This window comes from Thioclava sp. F1Mire-8 (genome assembly GCF_002213165.1).
In the GTDB taxonomy this organism is placed as follows: domain Bacteria; phylum Pseudomonadota; class Alphaproteobacteria; order Rhodobacterales; family Rhodobacteraceae; genus Thioclava; species Thioclava nitratireducens.
In genome coordinates this window covers 1,484,344-1,500,574 of record NZ_NBNY01000001.1, presented here as the reverse complement: position 1 = coordinate 1,500,574, position 16,231 = coordinate 1,484,344, and the positions used below count along the sequence as shown (strand labels likewise).

Here is a 16,231-nt window from a genome sequence, read left to right as displayed (position 1 = left end):
ACGGGGAGGCTGTGAGCTGCATCGCCAATGCGCCCCTCCCGGGGGGAGGGGTGAGCCGGGACTAGCGGCCTTCCAGTGGAAGGACGCCCGGCAAACGCCCGGAGTGCAAGCGAAGGGCCAGACGGGCGCCTGTGATGAGAAATGAGGGCAGCGCCCGAGCCTTGGGGTGAGCCGCGTCTCGGAAGGCTTCCAGTGGAAGCCTTCAGCGGCGAACGCGCCGCGCGTCGCGGCGCAGGGCGGGCTTCGCTGTCGGTTGGTTTGAGCGGTTTATCTTGCAAGCCCGGAAGACGGGGAGGCTGTGGGCTGCGTCGCCAATGCGCCCTCCCTGGGGGAGGGTCGGGCGCTGCCCGGGCTGGTCGCCCGGGCGGGGGGGCGAAGAACTCACCCGATCTCTGAATAAAAACGCATTAGAGCCGTCAGGATGTCATCCGCGTTCTTGAGGGCCTGATCGATTTCGGACATGGAATATTCGTTTTCTTCGTTGACACGTGCTCCCTTCGGCCGGGCATTTACGCGAACGGTTCCTTCCCGTTGGACGTGGACGCCATGGATCGCGAGGTGGCGCGCGTCATGATAGCGATGGAGCCACCCTGTCAGTTCGCTTATGTAGGGGCGCCACCTGTTACCTTTTTCCAGTTGTGCTGCTGTTTTTCCAAAGGCGGAAATAAGGTCACGGGTTCCGAAGCTACGCAGCTCATTCCGACGCTCGATGTATTCTGGTGTTTCCGTGACACGCTTCTCAACCGCACAGATCACATTCGAAATGGTAAGCTCAATACGCGCACAAGTCTGAACATATACTCCGAGCTTTCGGAGATAGTCTGGGTCGAGTTCCTGTTCGACTGAATAGCGAGGCTCCGTCACCGCGCCTCCTCAAACATCCAGCTCCTCCACGAACTGGGCGTTCTCCTGAATATACTGGAACCGCAGCTCGGGCTTCTTGCCCATAAGGCGCTCGACCAGATCGCCGGTCTCGTTCGGCTCGTCGTCGTGGATCGTGACCCGGATCAGCTTGCGCGTCTCGGGATTCATCGTGGTCTCTTTCAGGTCCTTCGCGTCCATCTCGCCCAGACCCTTGAAACGCTGCACGTCGATCTTGCCCTTGCCGCCCAGACCTTTCTCCAGCATCGCCTCCTTCTCGGCGTCGTCGGCCACATAGATGCGTTTGGCGCCCTGGGTCAGGCGGTAGAGCGGCGGGCAGGCGAGATAGAGGTGCCCCTGATCGATCATCGGGCGCATCTGGGTGAAGAAGAAGGTCATCAGGAGCGAGGCGATATGCGCGCCGTCCACGTCCGCGTCGGTCATGATGATGATCTTGTCATAGCGCAGGTCGTCGACGTTGAACTTGGTGCCGAGGCCGACGCCGAGCGCCTGCGTCAGGTCGTTGATCTCCTGGTTCGAGCCGAGCTTTGAGCTTGCCGCGCCGAGCACGTTGAGGATTTTGCCGCGCAGCGGCAGCAGCGCCTGGTTTTTGCGGTCGCGGGCCATCTTGGCCGAGCCACCCGCCGAGTCGCCCTCGACGATGAACAGCTCGGTGCCCGAACGGTTCGTGGCCGAACAGTCGACCAGCTTGCCGGGGAGGCGCAGCCGCTTGGTGGCCGATTTGCGCTGGGTCTCTTTCTCCTGCCGGCGCTTGAGGCGTTCCTCGGCGCGCAGCACGAGGAAATCGAGGATCGCGCCTGCGGATTTCGTGTCCGAGGCCAGCCAGTTGTCGAAGTGGTCGCGCACCGCGCCCTCGACCAGACGCTGCGCCTCGACGGTGGCCAGACGGTCCTTGGTCTGGCCCACGAATTCCGGCTCGCGGATGAAGCACGAGACCAGCGCGCAGCCGCCGGTGATCAGGTCGTCGCGGGTGATCTGCGCGGCCTTCTTGTTGTTCACCAGCTCGCCATAGGCGCGGATGCCCTTGAGGATGGCGGACCAGAAGCCCGCCTCATGGGTGCCGCCCTCGGGGGTGGGCACGGTGTTACAGTAGGACTGGATGAAACCGTCGCGCGAGGGCGTCCAGTTGATCGCCCATTCGACCGAACCCGGCACGTTGAACTTCTCGCGGAACTCGACCTTGCCCGAGAAGGGGCGGTCGGCATAGGTGCTGGCGCCGCTCAGCGTCTCGGTCAGGTAATCGGCGAGGCCGCCGGGGAAGTGGAAGGTGGCCTCGGTCGGCGTCTCGCCGTCGTCGATCTCGGATTTCCAGCGAATCTCCACGCCCGAGAAGAGATACGCCTTCGAGCGCACCATCTTCAGCAGACGTGCGGGCTTGAACCGGTGATGGCCGAAGATCTGCTCGTCGGCATGGAAAGTGACCGTGGTGCCGCGCCGGTTCGGCGCCGCGCCGATCTTTTCGACCGGACCTTCCGGGATGCCGCGCGAGAAGCGCTGTTCATATAGCTCCTTGTTCTTGGCTACCTGAACGACCATCGAATCCGACAGCGCGTTCACCACCGAAGCGCCCACCCCGTGCAGACCGCCCGAGGTTTCGTAGGCGTCGCCCGAGAACTTGCCGCCTGCGTGCAGTGTGCAGAGGATGACTTCCAGCGCGGATTTGCCCGGGAATTTCGGGTGCGGGTCAATCGGGATGCCGCGCCCGTTGTCGCGCACGACGATCGAGTGATCGGCCAGCAGCTCGACCTCGATGCGGCTGGCGTGACCGGCCACCGCTTCGTCCATCGAGTTGTCGAGCACCTCGGCCACCATGTGATGAAGCGCGCGTTCGTCCGTGCCGCCGATATACATGCCGGGGCGTTTTCGCACGGGTTCGAGACCTTCGAGCACCTCGATCGAGGAGGCGTCATAGGAATCGGTCTGGGGCGTCAGAAGATCGTCGGCCATGCTGCTCGCTTTCTCTTGTAGTTTTCTAAACAAGAGATACCGCAGGTTGGGGCGGAGGAGCAAGAAGACCCCACCGCCCCGATGCGTTCCGAAAGCCCCACAACCCCCGGAAACGACCGACTCTCAAGCGACGCGCGCCATGAGCAGCATCGACCCCACCGCCATTGCGATACCGAGGACTTCCCGCAGGGCGAGTTTTCCGCCGAACAGTACGACCCCCATCGTCACCAGAGCCATCAACGTGAAAAGCGTCGGGGCCACGCCGGTTTGCGCCAGCGACACCTGCCGCAAGGCCAGAAACCAACCTGCTGCCGAGGCGGCATAAAGCGCGCCACCGAGCAAGACAGACGGCGAATGCAGCGCGTGCCCCCTTTCAACCGCGGATTTCAGAATGAAATCGCCCGCGATCACGACCAGCGTCGCACTCAAACACAAGCTGTATCCAAGCAAGGCAGGCATGGTGTCCTCTAACCCTCTTCACCCCGTTAAGATGACGTAAGGGAAAGATCTTGGCCAAACCTGAATTTGCCCTGCTGCGGAAATCCTGACCGCTTGGTAAGGCGGACCTGACCGAAAGGCGAAGTAGTGGCTAAGCGCCTGCCCATGGTTTGAGCAAAGACGCGGAGGTGCATCCCTGCGCGTATACCTTTCGGTCTAGACGTTACGCCGAACCCGCCGAATCAAATCGCCTCGGCCTCGCGCTTGTCCCACATTGCCCGGAAGGCCTTGCGGCTCTGGCAAAGCTTGATCCAGCTTTGCAGTCGCGGATAGGGGGCGAGGAACTCGGGGTGGTCCTGCCCGTAGCGCAGAACCTCCGCCAGATTGAGATCGGTCACGGTAAACCGGCCACCCACGATATGGCTATGCGTCTCCAGATGGGTCTCGAGCGCGGTCAGCGGGCGAGCGAGCTTCGAGCAGAGGGATGCGATCTCGGCCTTGCCCTCGGGCGTGTCCTGTTCCTTGCGGCGATAGACGAAGCTGAGCGCGAGCGCGTCGGTCTCGATCCAGGTCGCGGCGAAGAGCGCCCATTGCTCCATCAGCGACAGCTCGCGCTCATGCGCGGGGGCAAGGGGCCCGCCCGCCTTGCGAGCGAGATGCAGGTTGATCGCAAGCGACTCCGTTAGGATCAACCCGTCTTCCTCCAGCACCGGGATCGCGCCCATCGGCGAGAGCTTGCGGAACTCCGGCGAGCGGGTGTTGAGCGGCACCTCCGGCGCGAGCGGATCCTTGAACCGGTTCACCTGCACGACTCGGCGCAGACGGAACGGCAGGCCCAACTCCTCGAGCAGCCAGAGCGCCCGGCTCGCCCGCGAATGATAGTTGCCGTAGATCGTGATCATGTCCGTTCCCTCGTTTCGAGCGATTTTGGGGGCGTTTTTATCCGCCGGAAGGCCAGCAGACACGGGTTTTTGACACGTATCAAGGCACATCACGCGGGATTGCGCGACGCTTCGCAAGGTTCAGCCAACGGAGGGATAGGCATGAAGGATCAGGCCACGACCGAACGGGATACGACTGCAAAAGCCGCGGTCGCCGAGATGGCGGTCGACGCGCCTTCCCTTCCGGCGGAGGGATCGCCCGCAAGCGTCGAGGCCCTGCTGAAGGAGGCGGGCCCGAAGCAATTCCCGCGCGTCGATCCCAACGCGGTGCGGCTGGCCTTCGAGACGGGCAAATATCCCTATCGTCGCAAAATGGCGCGCCCCGCTTACGAGACGGAGAAAGCGCAGCTTCAGGCCGAATTGCTCAAGGTCCAGAAATGGGCGCAGGAGACCGGCGAGAAATTCGTGATCCTCTTCGAGGGCCGCGACGCCGCGGGCAAGGGCGGCACGATCAAGCGCTTCACCGAGCATCTCAATCCGCGCTTCGCCCGGGTCGTGGCGCTCAACAAGCCCTCCGAGGAGGAGCAGGGTCAATGGTATTTCCAGCGTTATGTCGAGCATCTGCCGACCGCGGGGGAGATGACCTTCTACGATCGCAGCTGGTATAACCGCGCGGGCGTCGAACGCGTGATGGGCTTCTGCAAACCCAACGACTACCTCGAATTCATGCGCCAAACCCCGGAGTTGGAGCGGATGTTCGTGCGCTCGGGCATCCGGCTCTACAAATACTGGTTCTCGGTCACCCGCGAGGAGCAACGCCGCCGGTTCACGGCACGTGAAACCGATCCGCTCAAGCGCTGGAAGCTGTCGCCGATCGATCTGGCAAGCCTCGATCGCTGGGACGATTACACCGAGGCGAAGGAGGCGATGTTTTTCTATACAGATACCGCCGATGCCCCTTGGACCATCGTGAAATCGAACGACAAGAAGCGCGCGCGGCTGAACTGCATGAAGCATTTCCTCTCGACGCTGGACTATCCCGACAAGGATCCCTCGATCGCGACACCGCCCGATCCGCTGATCGTCGGCCATGCGAGCCATGTCGTGCATTCCTCGCAGCATATTCTTGGTGCATCTCTTCATCCCGATCAGCGTCGCGTGACCAAATCCTGAGCATGTGATCGCCGAGCGGGAACTCCCGGGCCCCTTTCGCCTTGTCCCTTGGCGTGTCGCAATCCATGTCAAAGAGAGGAACCGGAGGAGCGCATGGGCTGGAACGAAAGATTCGCCGGAGACGAGTATCTCTATGGCACGACACCGGCGGATTTCGTGGCGCGTCAGGCGTGGCGTCTCGCGCCTGGGGCGCGGCTTCTGAGTATCGCCGATGGCGAAGGTCGCAACGGCACCTATCTCGCGAGCCTCGGGCTGCAGGTGACCGCCCTGGAACCCTCGGAAAACGCGCGCCGAAAGGCTGCCGAACTGGCGCAGGAGCGGGGCGTGTCTATGCAGACGATCGACGCCGATCTGCGCGGCTACGACTGGCCGCGGGGGGAATACGACGCCGTGCTCGCCTGCTTCATCCAGTTCGCCGACCCCGCCTTTCGGGCAGAGATTTTCGACGGCATTGCGACCGCACTCAAACCCGGCGGTCTCGCTTTGATCCACGGCTTCGCGCGCCGCCAGCCGCGCTACGGCACGGGCGGCCCGGGGATCGTGGAACAGCTTTACGATCTCGATCTCCTGCGTGACGCCTTCCCGCGCTGGGAGGTGCTGCATCAGGCCGATTACGATGCCGATCTAGACGAGGGCGCGGGCCATTCCGGGCGCGCGGCGCTGATCGATTTCGTCGCCCGCAAACCCGCGCGGTGATTCTGCAGCTTTCGGCAGGAAATTCGGGACTTCGCGCGGCTTCTACGCATAGCGCTCGATGTTCCGTCGCGCTTTCTGCACGGTATTCAGGCGTTTTTGCATCCTCCCTCGGCGGTCGGCCGGAACTCGCCGAAGCGCCCGCGCGTGCCTATCGCTCCGCGAGGGGAGATGTGTGTTTGCGCACAAAGGAGTGTCTTCGGAATGACACGATTGCGTGTAACATCAATTCGATACGTTTTCGCCATCGCAGACTGGAGTTCCTCATGCGCAAGCCTCTCCTCGCCCTGACCTTGACCCTCGCCGCTACCGCCTCTTTCGCGCAATCGCCCAAGGATGCGGTGGACGCGCGCCAGGGCTATTTCGATCTGCTCGGCGCCCAGATGGCCGTGCTCGCGCCAATGGCGCAGGGCAAGACCGAGTTCGACGCGGCCAAGGCACAGACCGCCGCTGACAACATCGCGGCGCTCGCCAAGGTCGATATCCGTCCGCTCTTCGTCGAGGGCACCTCGGTCGACGACATGATGGAGACCCACGCGAAGTCGGAAATCTGGTCGAACATGGATCTCTTCGGACAGAAGCTCGACGGTTTGCATCAGGCCGCGGCGGAGATGCCTGCCGCAGCGGGAAGCCTCGACACGCTTCAGCCGGCCGTCGGGAAACTCGGCGGCGCCTGCAAGAGCTGCCATGACGAGTTCCGCGCGAAGTAACACCTGATGAAAGACACTGCCGCCGCCCCCGCGAAGAAGACCGTCACGGTCTGGGATCCCGTCGTGCGCCTGTTCCACTGGCTTCTGGTACTGGCTTTTGCCGTTGCCTGGGGCCTGGGGGAGTGGGGGCCGAACCAGATGACATGGCATTTCTATGCGGGCTACGTCATCGCGGGACTGTTGGCGGTGCGTCTGATCTGGGGGTTCGTGGGGCCGCGCACGGCGCGGTTCTCGCACTTCCTCTATGGGCCCAAGGAGGTGGCGGATTATCTTCGCCACCTGCCATCCAAAGAAAGCTCCGACCATGTCGGGCATAATCCGCTTGGCGGCTGGTCTGTCGTCGTGATGCTGGGGCTTCTGATCGTGCAGGTCGTGACCGGGCTGACATCCGATCCGCAGGACTATATCAACGTCGGTCCGCTTGCGGGCTCCGTGCCCGAGAGCATCAGCACGAGCTGGGCGCCCAAGATCCACGAGCTTGTCTCGACCTTGCTGCTGATCGTGGTCGGCATCCATATCGCGGCCATCGTCTATTACCGGGCGTGGAAGGGCGTGAATCTCGTCAAGCCGATGATTACCGGCAAGAAAGAGGTGGGGGAGTAACCGCTCTCTTGACCGCCGCAGCGGGCGGGGCTAGCGCTCGCTCATGACGAGCAACGATCCCCATCAGAGCGCGCCGCCGCCCCAGTCGCAGAGCCAAGCGATGCCTCTCGCCCGCCATGTGCGGGCGATCTTCACTCTGGGCCTGCCGCTGATCGGCTCCAATCTCGCGCAGATGCTGCTCAACGTGACCGATACGGTGATGGTGGGCTGGTATGGTGTCGAGGCGCTGGCGGCGCTGGTGCTGGGCACCTCCTATTTCTTCTCTATCTTCATGCTGGGCAACGGGATCGCGCTGGCGGTGATGGGGCGCGTCTCAGCGAGCTTGGGCGCGGATGACGAGGTGCAGGCGCGGCGCGACACCCGAATGGGAATCTGGCTGTCGGTCGTGTTCGGCGTCGCGATGCTCCCGCTGTTCTGGAATTCCGGCGCGGTGCTGGAGATGCTGGGTCAGAAGCCCGAGATCGCGGCGCTCGCACAGGATTACCTACGTATCCTCGGCTTCGCGCTCGCGCCGGGGCTCGCGATGATGGTGATCCGGTCCTACCTGTCGGCGCAGGAGCGCACAGCGGTGCTGCTCTGGATCACGCTTGCGGCGGTTCTGCTGAACGCGGGCGTCAACTGGATCCTGATCTTCGGCAATTGGGGCGCGCCTGAACTGGGCGTGCGCGGTGCGGCGGTCGCTTCGCTCAGCGCGATGGTGCTGAACCTCGTCGCGCAGGCGATCTATGCCGCGCGTGCGCCAGGACTGACTCATATCCGGCTGTTCCAGCGCTTCTGGCGGCCCGATTGGGAGGCGTTCTGGATCGTTGCGAAGATGGGGCTGCCGGTGGGGCTGACCTCCGTCGCGGAAGGCTCGATGTTCCAGGCCTCGGCGCTGATGATGGGCTGGATCGGCACGGTCGAACTGGCCGCGCACGGGATCGCGCTGCAGGTCTCCTCGATCACCTTCATGGTGCATGTCGGTCTCTCGAATGCAGCCACCGTGCGGGCAGGTCGGGCGCATGGGCGGCGTGACCCGCGCCTGCTGCGTGACGGGGCGTTGGCGGTGACGGGGATGTCGCTGGGCTTCGGTTTGCTGACGGTCGCGGTCTTCGTCTTCGCGGGGCCTTGGCTCACGCGCCTGTTTCTCGATGCGGACAACCCGGCCACGCCCGAGATCGTCCTCTACGGCGTTCGCTTTCTGATGGTCGCGGCGATCTTCCAGCTGTTCGACCTGATGCAGGTGATGGCTCTGGGACTGCTGCGTGGCGTGCAGGATACGCGCGTGCCGATGTGGATGGCGGTGGCGAGCTATTGGCTGATCGGCATCCCGGCCAGCTACTTTCTCGCCTTCACGCTGAATCTTGGCGGGGTGGGTCTGTGGTTCGGCCTCGTCCTCGGCCTCGCATCGGCGGGGGCGATGATGATGCGCCGGTTCTGGCGCGGTGCATGGCTGCATCCGCGCCCGGCAGCGGCTTAACGCACGCCAAGTCCCGCTTTCATCAACGTCTTGCGCACCGGTCCGAGCGAATAGAGCGCGCCCAAGACGCCCGCGCGAAGATCGCGCAGTGGCTGGGCCTCGACCATCGAGGCACGGTTGAGCAGATCGATCCCCACCTCGCGCGCCTTCACCTCCGGCCAGCGGCGACGGTGATAGGCGTCGAGCATCTTCGTCTCGCCCAGATGCACCGGCTCTTCCTCGGCCAGCTTCAGAAGGCAGGCCAGATCGGCGAGGCTCATGTTCAGCCCCTGTGCGCCGATCGGCGGAATGACATGGGCGGCCTCGGCGATCAGGGCCACGCGCTGGCCCGAGAACCGATCCGCGATCTGCGTCATCATCGGCCAGACCGCGCGGCGGGTCTCCAGCTTCAGCGGCCCGAGAAGCCCGGTCGAGCGTTCCATGATCGCTGCTTCGAATTCCTCCGTGGGCAGCGCGGCGAGGCGCTCGGCCTCGGCGGCGCGCTCCATCCAGACGATCGCGGAAGACGGCTTGCCATCGCGGTCGGGCAGCGGCACCAGCGTGAACGGCCCACCCGAGCGGTGGATCTCGGTAGAGACGTTGTCATGCGGGATCGGGTGGGTGACAGCGAAGGCCAGTGCCTTCTGGCCGTAGCGGATCGTCTTTACGCCGAGGCCAGCCGCTTCGCGCACGAAGGAATTGCGGCCATCGGCCCCGATCACGAGACGGGCCCGCACATGGGTGCCGTCCGACAGCGTCACCTCGGCGCCGCGTTCGCGGGTCACGAGGCCAGTCGTCGCGATGCCGGGGCGGAAATCGACGAGCGGATTATCGGCAAGAGCGGCCACCAGCTCGCGGCGCAGCAGCCAGTTCGGGAAGTTCCAGCCGAAGGGTTCGTCGGACAAGTCGGCCGCGTCGAAATCGCGGGTCAGCCGTGCGGTCGGGCTTTCGCCGCCCGCATCGACGATCCGCATGATCTGCAGCGGCGCGGCATAGGGCAGGAGCCGATCCCAGATTCCCGCCGCTTTCAGCACCTCCCGCGAAGGACGCAGGAACGCGGTCGAGCGCATATCCGCGCCCTCGGCTGCTTCTTCGGTGACCGGCGGCGTGGGATCGACGCAGATCGTGGTGAAGCCGGCCTGCCCGAAGGCCGCGGCTGCGGTCAGGCCGGCGACCCCGCCGCCGGAGATCAGGATATCGGTGTCGATGGGTGTGCGGGTCTCGGCCATGGGGCGCCTCCGTCAATGTCCGTGCCATTTTGCCCTCCGGCGCGGGCAGGTGCAATGATCCGCCGCTGGGATGCGACGTGGCGACACAGCGGAACGCGAGACGGCCCCGTGCAAATCCCGAAGGGGGAGCACAAAAAGAAACAGCCCGGATCGCGCGGATCCGGGCCGTGTTCGCCATGGGCGAGAATTCTTCGAATACGAGGTCAGCCGCCTGCGGTCATCACCACGAGAAGGGCGAGCATGATCCAAGTCGCGCCAACAGCCCAGAGGATGAGGCCACCGAGGCCCATGGTCACAACCATGCCAGCGGCCAGAGCCACGACGACAAGCGCGAGGGTGAACATGAAAGCAGGCGTAATCTGCTTGTGCTCGGTTTCGGAATGATTGGCCGCATAGGCCGAAACGCCGGAGTCGGCAGTCGTCATGGTCATATCGATTCTCCCGTTTGCTGTCTCCCTGACAGGCCCCCGTCACTTAAAGATGCATCGCGGACCGATAAAGACGCGAAGCCGTGCCATATTGTCGCAGAGTCGTCACTTTGCCTTCAATCGCGCGTGATCTCGCGCAGGAACGCGGCGAGATCGGCGGTGTGGTAGTGGATGTGATCCTCTGGCGCAGGGGCGGGGGCGACATGCACGGTCTTCATGCCGAGCGCGTGGGGATGGCGCAGGTTGCGGGCGTCGTCCTCGAACATAGCGCCGCGCGTGGGCTCGATCCCGGCCTGCGCGAATATCCGGTCGAAGGCTTCGCCGCGCGGCTTTGGATGAAACTCCGCATGCTCGACACCATAGACCCCGTCGAAAAGCCCGGTCAGCCCACGCGCCTCGATGACCCGTGTGGCATAGGGGGCCGAGCCGTTCGTGTAGACGATCTTGCGGCCCGGGAGCGCGTCGATGCCTTCGCGCAGCGCATCATCCTTGACCAAATGATCGAGTGAGATCTCGTGGACTTCGTGCAGATAGGGCGCCGGGTCGACGTCGTGCTCGTGCATCAGCCCGGCCAGCGTGGTGCCGTAAAGCTGCCAGTAGTGGTTGCGCAGGTGATCGGCCCGCGCCCGATCAACGCCCAGCGAGCGCATCACGAAATCGGTCATCTTCACCTCGATCTGGTCGAAGAGTCGCGCCTCCGGCGGGTAGAGCGTGTTGTCGAGATCGAACACCCAGGCGTCGACATGCGCGAACTCGGCAGCGAGGTCGCGGTCGGCGGGGGAGGCGGAGGCGGGGGCAGGCGCGGTGCTGTCTGTCATGGGCTGCAAGCTAAGTTGCGGGGCGCGCGGGTGCAATCTGCTTGTCACCGGGTGCGCGCCGCGCCTAATCTCTGGCAGATCTCGAAAGCAGGATGCATGCAAAAAGACGCCTACACTCTCATACTCGACGCCATCGACGAAGGCGTCTACCGCCCCGGGGACCGCTTGGTCGAATCCGAATTGGCGGAGCGGTTCGGAGTGTCACGCACCCCGGTGCGCGAGGCGTTGCAGCGGCTCGAAACCCAACAGATGCTGGCCCGCGACGGGCGTTCGCTCATCGTCGCCTCGCTCGATCACAACCAGTTGGCGGAGTTGTATGTCGTGCGCGCCGAACTGGAGGCGCTGGCGGCGCAGCTGGCTGCGAAACATGCGGCTCCCGAAGAGGTCCGGGTGCTGCAGAACATGATCGACGAAGATCGCGGCCAACTCGACGATCCGGAAGCGTTGAGCCGGGCCAACCGCCGGTTCCACCACCAAATTCACCTCGCCTCGCATAATCGTTACCTCGTCCAGCAGCTCGATCTTGTGCACCGCTCGATGGCGCTTCTCGCGACCACCTCTCTTGCGGTGAAGGGCCGGGGCGAGGCGGCGCTCGACGAGCATCAGGCGATTGTCGATGCGATCCGCGAGGGCAATGGCGACGCGGCGGCCTCGGCGCTGCGCGCCCACATCTCGCGCGCCTTCGAGACGCGCCTCACGCTCGACGCGGCGCATCACGGGACGGCGGGCCACTGGGCCGAGGCTCTCTGATTATCCGATAAGCGGTGCATGGGCCTCGCGTTGCGGGGGCGGGCGCGCCGAGGCCTCTGCGGGGGCGATCTCGTCGCCGGGTCGGGCCTCCGACGCTGTCGCGTCACTGTCGTCGAAAATGCCGTGGCTCGTCTTGTCCCAGTAGAAGGGGCGCGCGATCAGTTCGTAGAGCGCCTTCCAGCCCGCCAGCGCGCCCAGCGGATAATAGAGGTGGAGCGTCGGGATCCATTTTATCAGGTTGCGATGCTCCGCCCCCCGGCAGGCCCAGGCAGAGGTCGTGATCGCGATCAACTCGGACAGAATGAAAGTCCCCATAACCAACGCGAAGACCGGGCCGGGCAGGGCGCTCGCGATCGGATGCCACAGCCCGAACAGCGCGAGCCAAAAGCTCCACAAGACCGGCGCCAGAACATATTGTGAGAGCGAGCCGAGGATCAGGATCTGCACGCCGAGAAAGCGTTTCGTGCCCAGATCCCGCCAGAGCTGCACCGGATCGCGCATATGCACCGCCCATGTCATCGCGTAGCCCTTGAGCCAGCGCGAGCGCTGTTTGACCCAAGGCAGGGCGCGGCAATTCGCCTCCTCGAAGGTGGCGGCAGCGATCAATTCGGTGCGGTAGCCGTGCCGCGCGAGACGTACGCCAAGATCGGCATCCTCGGTCACGTTATGCGCGTCCCAGCCGCCCAGCTCCTCCAGCGCGTCGCGGCGGAAGAAGAGGGTTGTTCCGCCCAAGGGCACGACGAAGCCGAGCCGCGCGAGCCCGGGCAGGAACATCCGGAACCACGTCGCATATTCCACGGTGAAGCAGCGCGCGAGCCAATTGGTGCGCGGGTTGTAATAGTCGAGAACCCCTTGCAGGCAGGCCGTCTCGGGCGGGGCCGCGAGGAAACGTTGGGCGACGATCTGCAGTTGATCCGGCTCGGGCGCGTCCTCGGCGTCCCAGACGCCGATCACCGAGCCGCGACAGAAGTTCAGCGCGTAGTTCAATGCGCGCGGCTTCGTCTTAATCGGCCCGTCGGGTACCGTGACCACCCGCATCCAGCGTGGCAGATCGGCGTTCGCAAGAGCCGCACGGGTCATCGTGTCGCTGTGTTCGATGACAAGGATCACATCGATCAATTCGCGCGGATAGCGCAGCTTGCCGAGCCGCGAGACGAGCCGCGCCGCGATGTCGGTCTCGCGAAACAGCGGGACCATCACCGAGATGATCGGCAGCCGCCCTTTCGGCGCGCCCCGGATGAGTGCGTCCGGGCGGGGCTTGCGCTGTTCGGTGATCTCGCTCGCAAAGGCTGCGAGCTTGAGCGCCATCGAACCCACGAGCGTCAGCATCACCCACCCGAAGAAAAGCCCGAGAAGCAGGTTGGGCGCAAGCAACATTCCGAGCCCGGTCACCGCGACAAGCCCCGCCGCGATTTGGCTGGCGCGCCGTTCGTTATGGTTGCGGCAGCTCTCGACCGGGTCGACCTTGATCTCTGCGTGTCGGATCAGCGCGGTCTCGCGGCATGTGAGCAGGCTGTCATGCACGCAGCATTCCGCGGCCAGTACGAGCCGGTAGGGCGCATGGCACGTGGGTAGCGAAGCCTGTAGAGCCTCGAAATCCTCGGGCCGTGCGGTCGCGATGAGGGTGACGCCGCCGACGCGCCGCCAGGGAACCATCGCGTGCTTCAGGCAAAGCTCAGGTCCGATGGCATCGATGAGGCGAGGATCGGGCGGCTCGGCTTGCAGGTCGACCACTGAGGCATGTCGTTGTTCAGCCAAGGCGGCCATCAGATCGGTCTCATGTACCCAGCCATTCGCGAGAAGGATATCACCAAGCCTTACATCTTCGCGCTGCCGAAGCGCCGAGGCCGTGAGCAGATCGGCCGGATCGACCGCGTCCCGATCCAGCAGGATTTCTCCCAGAGGTGGGCGCGCGGCGCGGCCGGCGTGTCGTTTTGGCTTGGCATCAAGGCTGCGCCGTCTGAGCGGAGCAATGGAATTCGCGATTGGATTGGTCAGCAGCAGCGGCGCCGGTTTGGCGTTAGTCGCTGGTGTTTTGAAAAGCTTTTGCCGCGCGCCCATGCCAAACCTCGCATCTGTCCTTGAAGGCAGGATGCGAGCGTTTGATTAATAGGCAGTTAACCTCAGTTCGGAGCCTATAGTCGCCGGAAGAGCGTTACGACTTGCGCGCGCGCATCGCGGTCGCGAAGCGCTCGAACAGGTAGTAGCTGTCCTGCGGGCCAGGGCTCGCCTCGGGGTGATACTGCACCGAGAAGACCGGGCGATCGGCCATCGCAATGCCGCAGTTCGAGCCGTCGAACAGCGAGACATGGGTCTCGGTCACACCCTTGGGCAGGGTCTGGCTGTCGACCGCGAAACCGTGGTTCATCGAGGTGATCTCGACCTTGCCGGTGGTCAGGTCCTTCACCGGGTGGTTCGCCCCGTGGTGTCCGTGGTTCATCTTGACGGTCTTCGCGCCAAGGGCGAGCGCCAGCATCTGGTGGCCGAGGCAGATACCGAAGACCGGAAGCTCGGTTTCCAGAACGCCCTTGATCATCGGCACGGCATATTCCCCGGTCGCTGCCGGATCGCCCGGACCGTTCGACAGGAAGACCCCATCGGGTTCAAGCGCGAGCACGTCCTCGGCCGTCGCGGTGGCTGGCAGCACGGTCACGTCGCAGCCAGCCGAGGCGAGGCAGCGCAGGATGTTGCGCTTCGCGCCGTAGTCGATGGCGACAACTTTCAGGTCGTTGCCTTCGGCTTTCTTGTAACCCTCGGGCCAGGCCCACCGCATCTCGTCCCAGCGGTAGCTTTGCGCACAGGTCACGTCTTTCGCGAGATCGAGCCCTTCGAGCCCGGACCATTCGCGGGCCTTGCGTACCAGCGCCTCGATGTCGAAGACCCCGTCGGGGTTGTAGGCGATCGCGACATGCGGCGCGCCTTGCTGGCGGATTTCGCGGGTGAGGCGGCGAGTGTCGATGCCGCCGATGCCGATGCGACCGCGCTTCTCGAGCCACTCGACCAGAGTCTCGGCGGCGCGCCAGTTCGACGGCTCGGTCGGGTCCCATTTCACCACCATTCCGGCGGCAACGGGATCGTTGGTTTCGTCATCTTCCGGGTTCACGCCGGTATTGCCGATATGGGGGAAGGTGAAGGTCACGACCTGGCCCGCATAGGAGGGGTCGGTCATGATTTCCTGATAGCCGGTCATCGACGTGTTGAAGACCAGTTCGGCCACTGTCTCGCCCGGGCGGCCGAAGCCCTTCCCGTAGAACAGCGAGCCATCAGCGAGTGCGATCAATGCAGTGGGCTTTTCCGATGCGGACTGGCTTGCAGGCATGGCGCGACTCCCCGATGTCAAAATTCGCCGGAACCTAGACGCGCTGGGCGCGGGGGTCAAGAGGGCACGAGATAATTGCGAATTGCTTATTTATCAACAACTTGCAAGAGTTGTGCGCGTTTCGCAATACCGCTATTCTGGCGCCTTCACGGAAGTAGGGACACGATGTGATGCAAATGCGCGACAAGATCGCCGCCGCGTTGAAAACGGCGATGAAGGAAAAGGATCAGGAGCGGCTCTCGACGCTGCGGCTGGTCAATGCCGCCATCAAGGACCGCGAGATCGCGATGCGTGCCGAAGGCGAGGGCGAGGGCACTGTCGGCGACGCCGAAGTGCTTGCGATCATGGGAAAGATGGTGAAACAGCGTCAGGAAAGCGCGCGTGCCTATGAAGAGGGCGGGCGGCTGGAACTGGCCGAGAAGGAACAGGCCGAGATCCGCGTGATCGAGGAATTCCTGCCGCGCCAGCTGACCGAAGACGAGGTGAATGCTGCCATCGAAGCGGCCATCGCGAAACTCGGTGCGGATTCGATTCGCGACATGGGCCGCGTGATGGGTGAGCTGAAAGGCCAATACACCGGACAGATGGATTTCTCGAAGGCGGGCCCGATGGTGAAGGATCGCCTCGCCTCGTGATCGGCAGCTGCCTTCGCTGGCCGGGAACAACGCCCCCTCGTGGGGCGTTTTCTTTTGCGCATTTTTGAAAGGAGGCGGCGATGCCAGCACAATCGAAGGCACAGCAGAAAGCTGCGGGCGCGGCGCTTGCCGCCAAGCGCGGCGAGATGAAGGTGGGCGATCTTCAGGGCGCCTCGAAGGAAATGTATGACAGCATGTCCGAGAGCGAGCTCGACGATATCGCGAGCACCAAGCGCAAGGATCTTCCCGACAGCAAGGACGACTGATCCGTCCGCTTGCCGCGGGGA

Annotated in this window: 18 protein-coding genes; 9 read left to right on the top strand and 9 right to left on the bottom strand. The window is 64.1% G+C overall.

Annotation, left to right across the window (positions count from 1 at the left end; genetic code table 11):
• Nucleotides 1–381: 381 nt before the first annotated feature.
• From B6V75_RS18425 to B6V75_RS06890, 4 genes are all read right to left on the bottom strand, one after another.
• Nucleotides 382–864 carry a hypothetical protein gene (locus B6V75_RS18425; protein ID WP_146694510.1) on the bottom strand — a complete coding sequence of 161 codons (483 nt, stop codon included), beginning with the start codon at nt 862–864 and terminating at the stop codon, nt 382–384.
• A gap of 9 nt (nt 865–873) precedes the next feature.
• Nucleotides 874–2,829 carry a DNA topoisomerase IV subunit B gene (parE, locus tag B6V75_RS06900; RefSeq protein WP_075776271.1) on the bottom strand — a complete coding sequence of 652 codons (1,956 nt, stop codon included), beginning with the start codon at nt 2,827–2,829 and terminating at the stop codon, nt 874–876.
• A gap of 123 nt (nt 2,830–2,952) precedes the next feature.
• Nucleotides 2,953–3,288, bottom strand: coding sequence for a hypothetical protein (locus B6V75_RS06895; protein ID WP_143597868.1), 336 nt, complete (start codon nt 3,286–3,288; stop codon nt 2,953–2,955).
• Nucleotides 3,289–3,509: 221 nt separating this feature from the next.
• Entirely contained in the window at nt 3,510–4,169 is a 660-nt protein-coding gene (locus B6V75_RS06890; protein ID WP_088719122.1) for a glutathione S-transferase family protein, read from the bottom strand.
• A 198-nt stretch (nt 4,170–4,367) separates the two neighbouring features.
• Between B6V75_RS06890 and ppk2 the strand changes: the two genes are divergently transcribed.
• The 5 genes from ppk2 (at nt 4,368) to B6V75_RS06865 (ending at nt 8,786) form a co-directional block, all read left to right on the top strand.
• Nucleotides 4,368–5,321 carry a polyphosphate kinase 2 gene (gene ppk2 / locus B6V75_RS06885; RefSeq protein ID WP_088719412.1) on the top strand — a complete coding sequence of 318 codons (954 nt, stop codon included), beginning with the start codon at nt 4,368–4,370 and terminating at the stop codon, nt 5,319–5,321.
• A gap of 93 nt (nt 5,322–5,414) precedes the next feature.
• The gene (locus B6V75_RS06880; RefSeq protein WP_088719121.1) at nt 5,415–6,017 is read left to right on the top strand and encodes a class I SAM-dependent methyltransferase; all 603 of its coding nucleotides are present in this window, start codon (nt 5,415–5,417) and stop codon (nt 6,015–6,017) included.
• 263 nt (nt 6,018–6,280) lie between these two features.
• The gene (locus B6V75_RS06875) at nt 6,281–6,724 is read left to right on the top strand and encodes a cytochrome c (RefSeq protein WP_075776266.1); all 444 of its coding nucleotides are present in this window, start codon (nt 6,281–6,283) and stop codon (nt 6,722–6,724) included.
• Nucleotides 6,725–6,730: 6 nt separating this feature from the next.
• Nucleotides 6,731–7,327 (top strand): cytochrome b/b6 domain-containing protein, encoded by a 597-nt coding sequence (locus B6V75_RS06870; RefSeq protein WP_088719120.1) that lies wholly within the window; start codon nt 6,731–6,733, stop codon nt 7,325–7,327.
• A gap of 100 nt (nt 7,328–7,427) precedes the next feature.
• Nucleotides 7,428–8,786 carry an MATE family efflux transporter gene (locus tag B6V75_RS06865; protein WP_088719411.1) on the top strand — a complete coding sequence of 453 codons (1,359 nt, stop codon included), beginning with the start codon at nt 7,428–7,430 and terminating at the stop codon, nt 8,784–8,786.
• On the opposite strand, the gene B6V75_RS06860 is transcribed toward B6V75_RS06865, so the two are convergent.
• The 3 genes from B6V75_RS06860 to B6V75_RS06850 form a co-directional block, all read right to left on the bottom strand.
• Nucleotides 8,783–9,994, bottom strand: coding sequence for a UbiH/UbiF family hydroxylase (locus tag B6V75_RS06860; protein WP_088719119.1), 1,212 nt, complete (start codon nt 9,992–9,994; stop codon nt 8,783–8,785). The two genes, B6V75_RS06865 and B6V75_RS06860, sit on opposite strands and share 4 nt — an antisense overlap.
• A gap of 203 nt (nt 9,995–10,197) precedes the next feature.
• On the bottom strand, nt 10,198–10,425 hold the full coding sequence (locus B6V75_RS06855; RefSeq protein ID WP_075776263.1) for a hypothetical protein: 228 nt from the start codon (nt 10,423–10,425) through the stop codon (nt 10,198–10,200).
• Nucleotides 10,426–10,538: 113 nt separating this feature from the next.
• Nucleotides 10,539–11,240 carry a pyrimidine 5'-nucleotidase gene (locus B6V75_RS06850; protein ID WP_088719118.1) on the bottom strand — a complete coding sequence of 234 codons (702 nt, stop codon included), beginning with the start codon at nt 11,238–11,240 and terminating at the stop codon, nt 10,539–10,541.
• A 96-nt stretch (nt 11,241–11,336) separates the two neighbouring features.
• Between B6V75_RS06850 and B6V75_RS06845 the strand changes: the two genes are divergently transcribed.
• Nucleotides 11,337–11,990 (top strand): GntR family transcriptional regulator, encoded by a 654-nt coding sequence (locus B6V75_RS06845; protein WP_075776261.1) that lies wholly within the window; start codon nt 11,337–11,339, stop codon nt 11,988–11,990.
• Here B6V75_RS06845 and B6V75_RS06840 read toward each other — a convergent pair whose 3' ends face one another.
• On the bottom strand, nt 11,991–13,757 hold the full coding sequence (locus B6V75_RS06840; protein ID WP_240496918.1) for a glycosyltransferase: 1,767 nt from the start codon (nt 13,755–13,757) through the stop codon (nt 11,991–11,993).
• Between the two features lie 12 nt (nt 13,758–13,769).
• On the opposite strand from B6V75_RS06840, the gene B6V75_RS18845 reads away from it, so the two are divergent.
• Entirely contained in the window at nt 13,770–14,075 is a 306-nt protein-coding gene (locus B6V75_RS18845; RefSeq protein WP_240496917.1) for a hypothetical protein, read from the top strand.
• A gap of 70 nt (nt 14,076–14,145) precedes the next feature.
• Here the strand turns inward: B6V75_RS18845 and carA are convergent, their stop codons facing one another.
• Nucleotides 14,146–15,309: a glutamine-hydrolyzing carbamoyl-phosphate synthase small subunit gene (carA, locus tag B6V75_RS06835; RefSeq protein WP_088719116.1), complete on the bottom strand. Its 1,164-nt coding sequence runs from the start codon at nt 15,307–15,309 to the stop codon at nt 14,146–14,148.
• A 170-nt stretch (nt 15,310–15,479) separates the two neighbouring features.
• Here carA and B6V75_RS06830 point away from each other — a divergent pair, with 170 nt between their 5' ends.
• Both B6V75_RS06830 and B6V75_RS06825 read left to right on the top strand, forming a co-directional pair.
• Nucleotides 15,480–15,944, top strand: a complete 465-nt coding sequence (locus tag B6V75_RS06830; protein WP_075776259.1) for a GatB/YqeY domain-containing protein — start codon at nt 15,480–15,482, stop codon at nt 15,942–15,944.
• Between the two features lie 80 nt (nt 15,945–16,024).
• On the top strand, nt 16,025–16,210 hold the full coding sequence (locus B6V75_RS06825; RefSeq protein WP_075776258.1) for a DUF3008 family protein: 186 nt from the start codon (nt 16,025–16,027) through the stop codon (nt 16,208–16,210).
• The last annotated feature ends 21 nt before the right edge of the window (nt 16,211–16,231 follow it).

Bases quoted from the DNA above. Each gene is read 5' to 3' on its own strand.
- B6V75_RS18845 (WP_240496917.1), top strand. From the start codon at position 13,770: ATGTACCCAGCCATTCGCGAGAAGGATATCACCAAGCCTTACATCTTC.
- B6V75_RS06890 (WP_088719122.1), bottom strand. From the start codon at position 4,169: ATGATCACGATCTACGGCAACTATCATTCGCGGGCGAGCCGGGCGCTC.
- B6V75_RS06860 (WP_088719119.1), bottom strand. From the start codon at position 9,994: ATGGCCGAGACCCGCACACCCATCGACACCGATATCCTGATCTCCGGC.
- B6V75_RS06880 (WP_088719121.1), top strand. From the start codon at position 5,415: ATGGGCTGGAACGAAAGATTCGCCGGAGACGAGTATCTCTATGGCACG.
- B6V75_RS06875 (WP_075776266.1), top strand. From the start codon at position 6,281: ATGCGCAAGCCTCTCCTCGCCCTGACCTTGACCCTCGCCGCTACCGCC.
- B6V75_RS06865 (WP_088719411.1), top strand. From the start codon at position 7,428: ATGCCTCTCGCCCGCCATGTGCGGGCGATCTTCACTCTGGGCCTGCCG.
- parE (WP_075776271.1), bottom strand. From the start codon at position 2,829: ATGGCCGACGATCTTCTGACGCCCCAGACCGATTCCTATGACGCCTCC.
- ppk2 (WP_088719412.1), top strand. From the start codon at position 4,368: ATGGCGGTCGACGCGCCTTCCCTTCCGGCGGAGGGATCGCCCGCAAGC.
- B6V75_RS06895 (WP_143597868.1), bottom strand. From the start codon at position 3,288: ATGCCTGCCTTGCTTGGATACAGCTTGTGTTTGAGTGCGACGCTGGTC.
- B6V75_RS06840 (WP_240496918.1), bottom strand. From the start codon at position 13,757: ATGGCCGCCTTGGCTGAACAACGACATGCCTCAGTGGTCGACCTGCAA.
- B6V75_RS06825 (WP_075776258.1), top strand. From the start codon at position 16,025: ATGCCAGCACAATCGAAGGCACAGCAGAAAGCTGCGGGCGCGGCGCTT.
- B6V75_RS06845 (WP_075776261.1), top strand. From the start codon at position 11,337: ATGCAAAAAGACGCCTACACTCTCATACTCGACGCCATCGACGAAGGC.
- B6V75_RS06850 (WP_088719118.1), bottom strand. From the start codon at position 11,240: ATGACAGACAGCACCGCGCCTGCCCCCGCCTCCGCCTCCCCCGCCGAC.
- B6V75_RS06870 (WP_088719120.1), top strand. From the start codon at position 6,731: ATGAAAGACACTGCCGCCGCCCCCGCGAAGAAGACCGTCACGGTCTGG.
- B6V75_RS06830 (WP_075776259.1), top strand. From the start codon at position 15,480: ATGCAAATGCGCGACAAGATCGCCGCCGCGTTGAAAACGGCGATGAAG.
- B6V75_RS06855 (WP_075776263.1), bottom strand. From the start codon at position 10,425: ATGACCATGACGACTGCCGACTCCGGCGTTTCGGCCTATGCGGCCAAT.
- carA (WP_088719116.1), bottom strand. From the start codon at position 15,309: ATGCCTGCAAGCCAGTCCGCATCGGAAAAGCCCACTGCATTGATCGCA.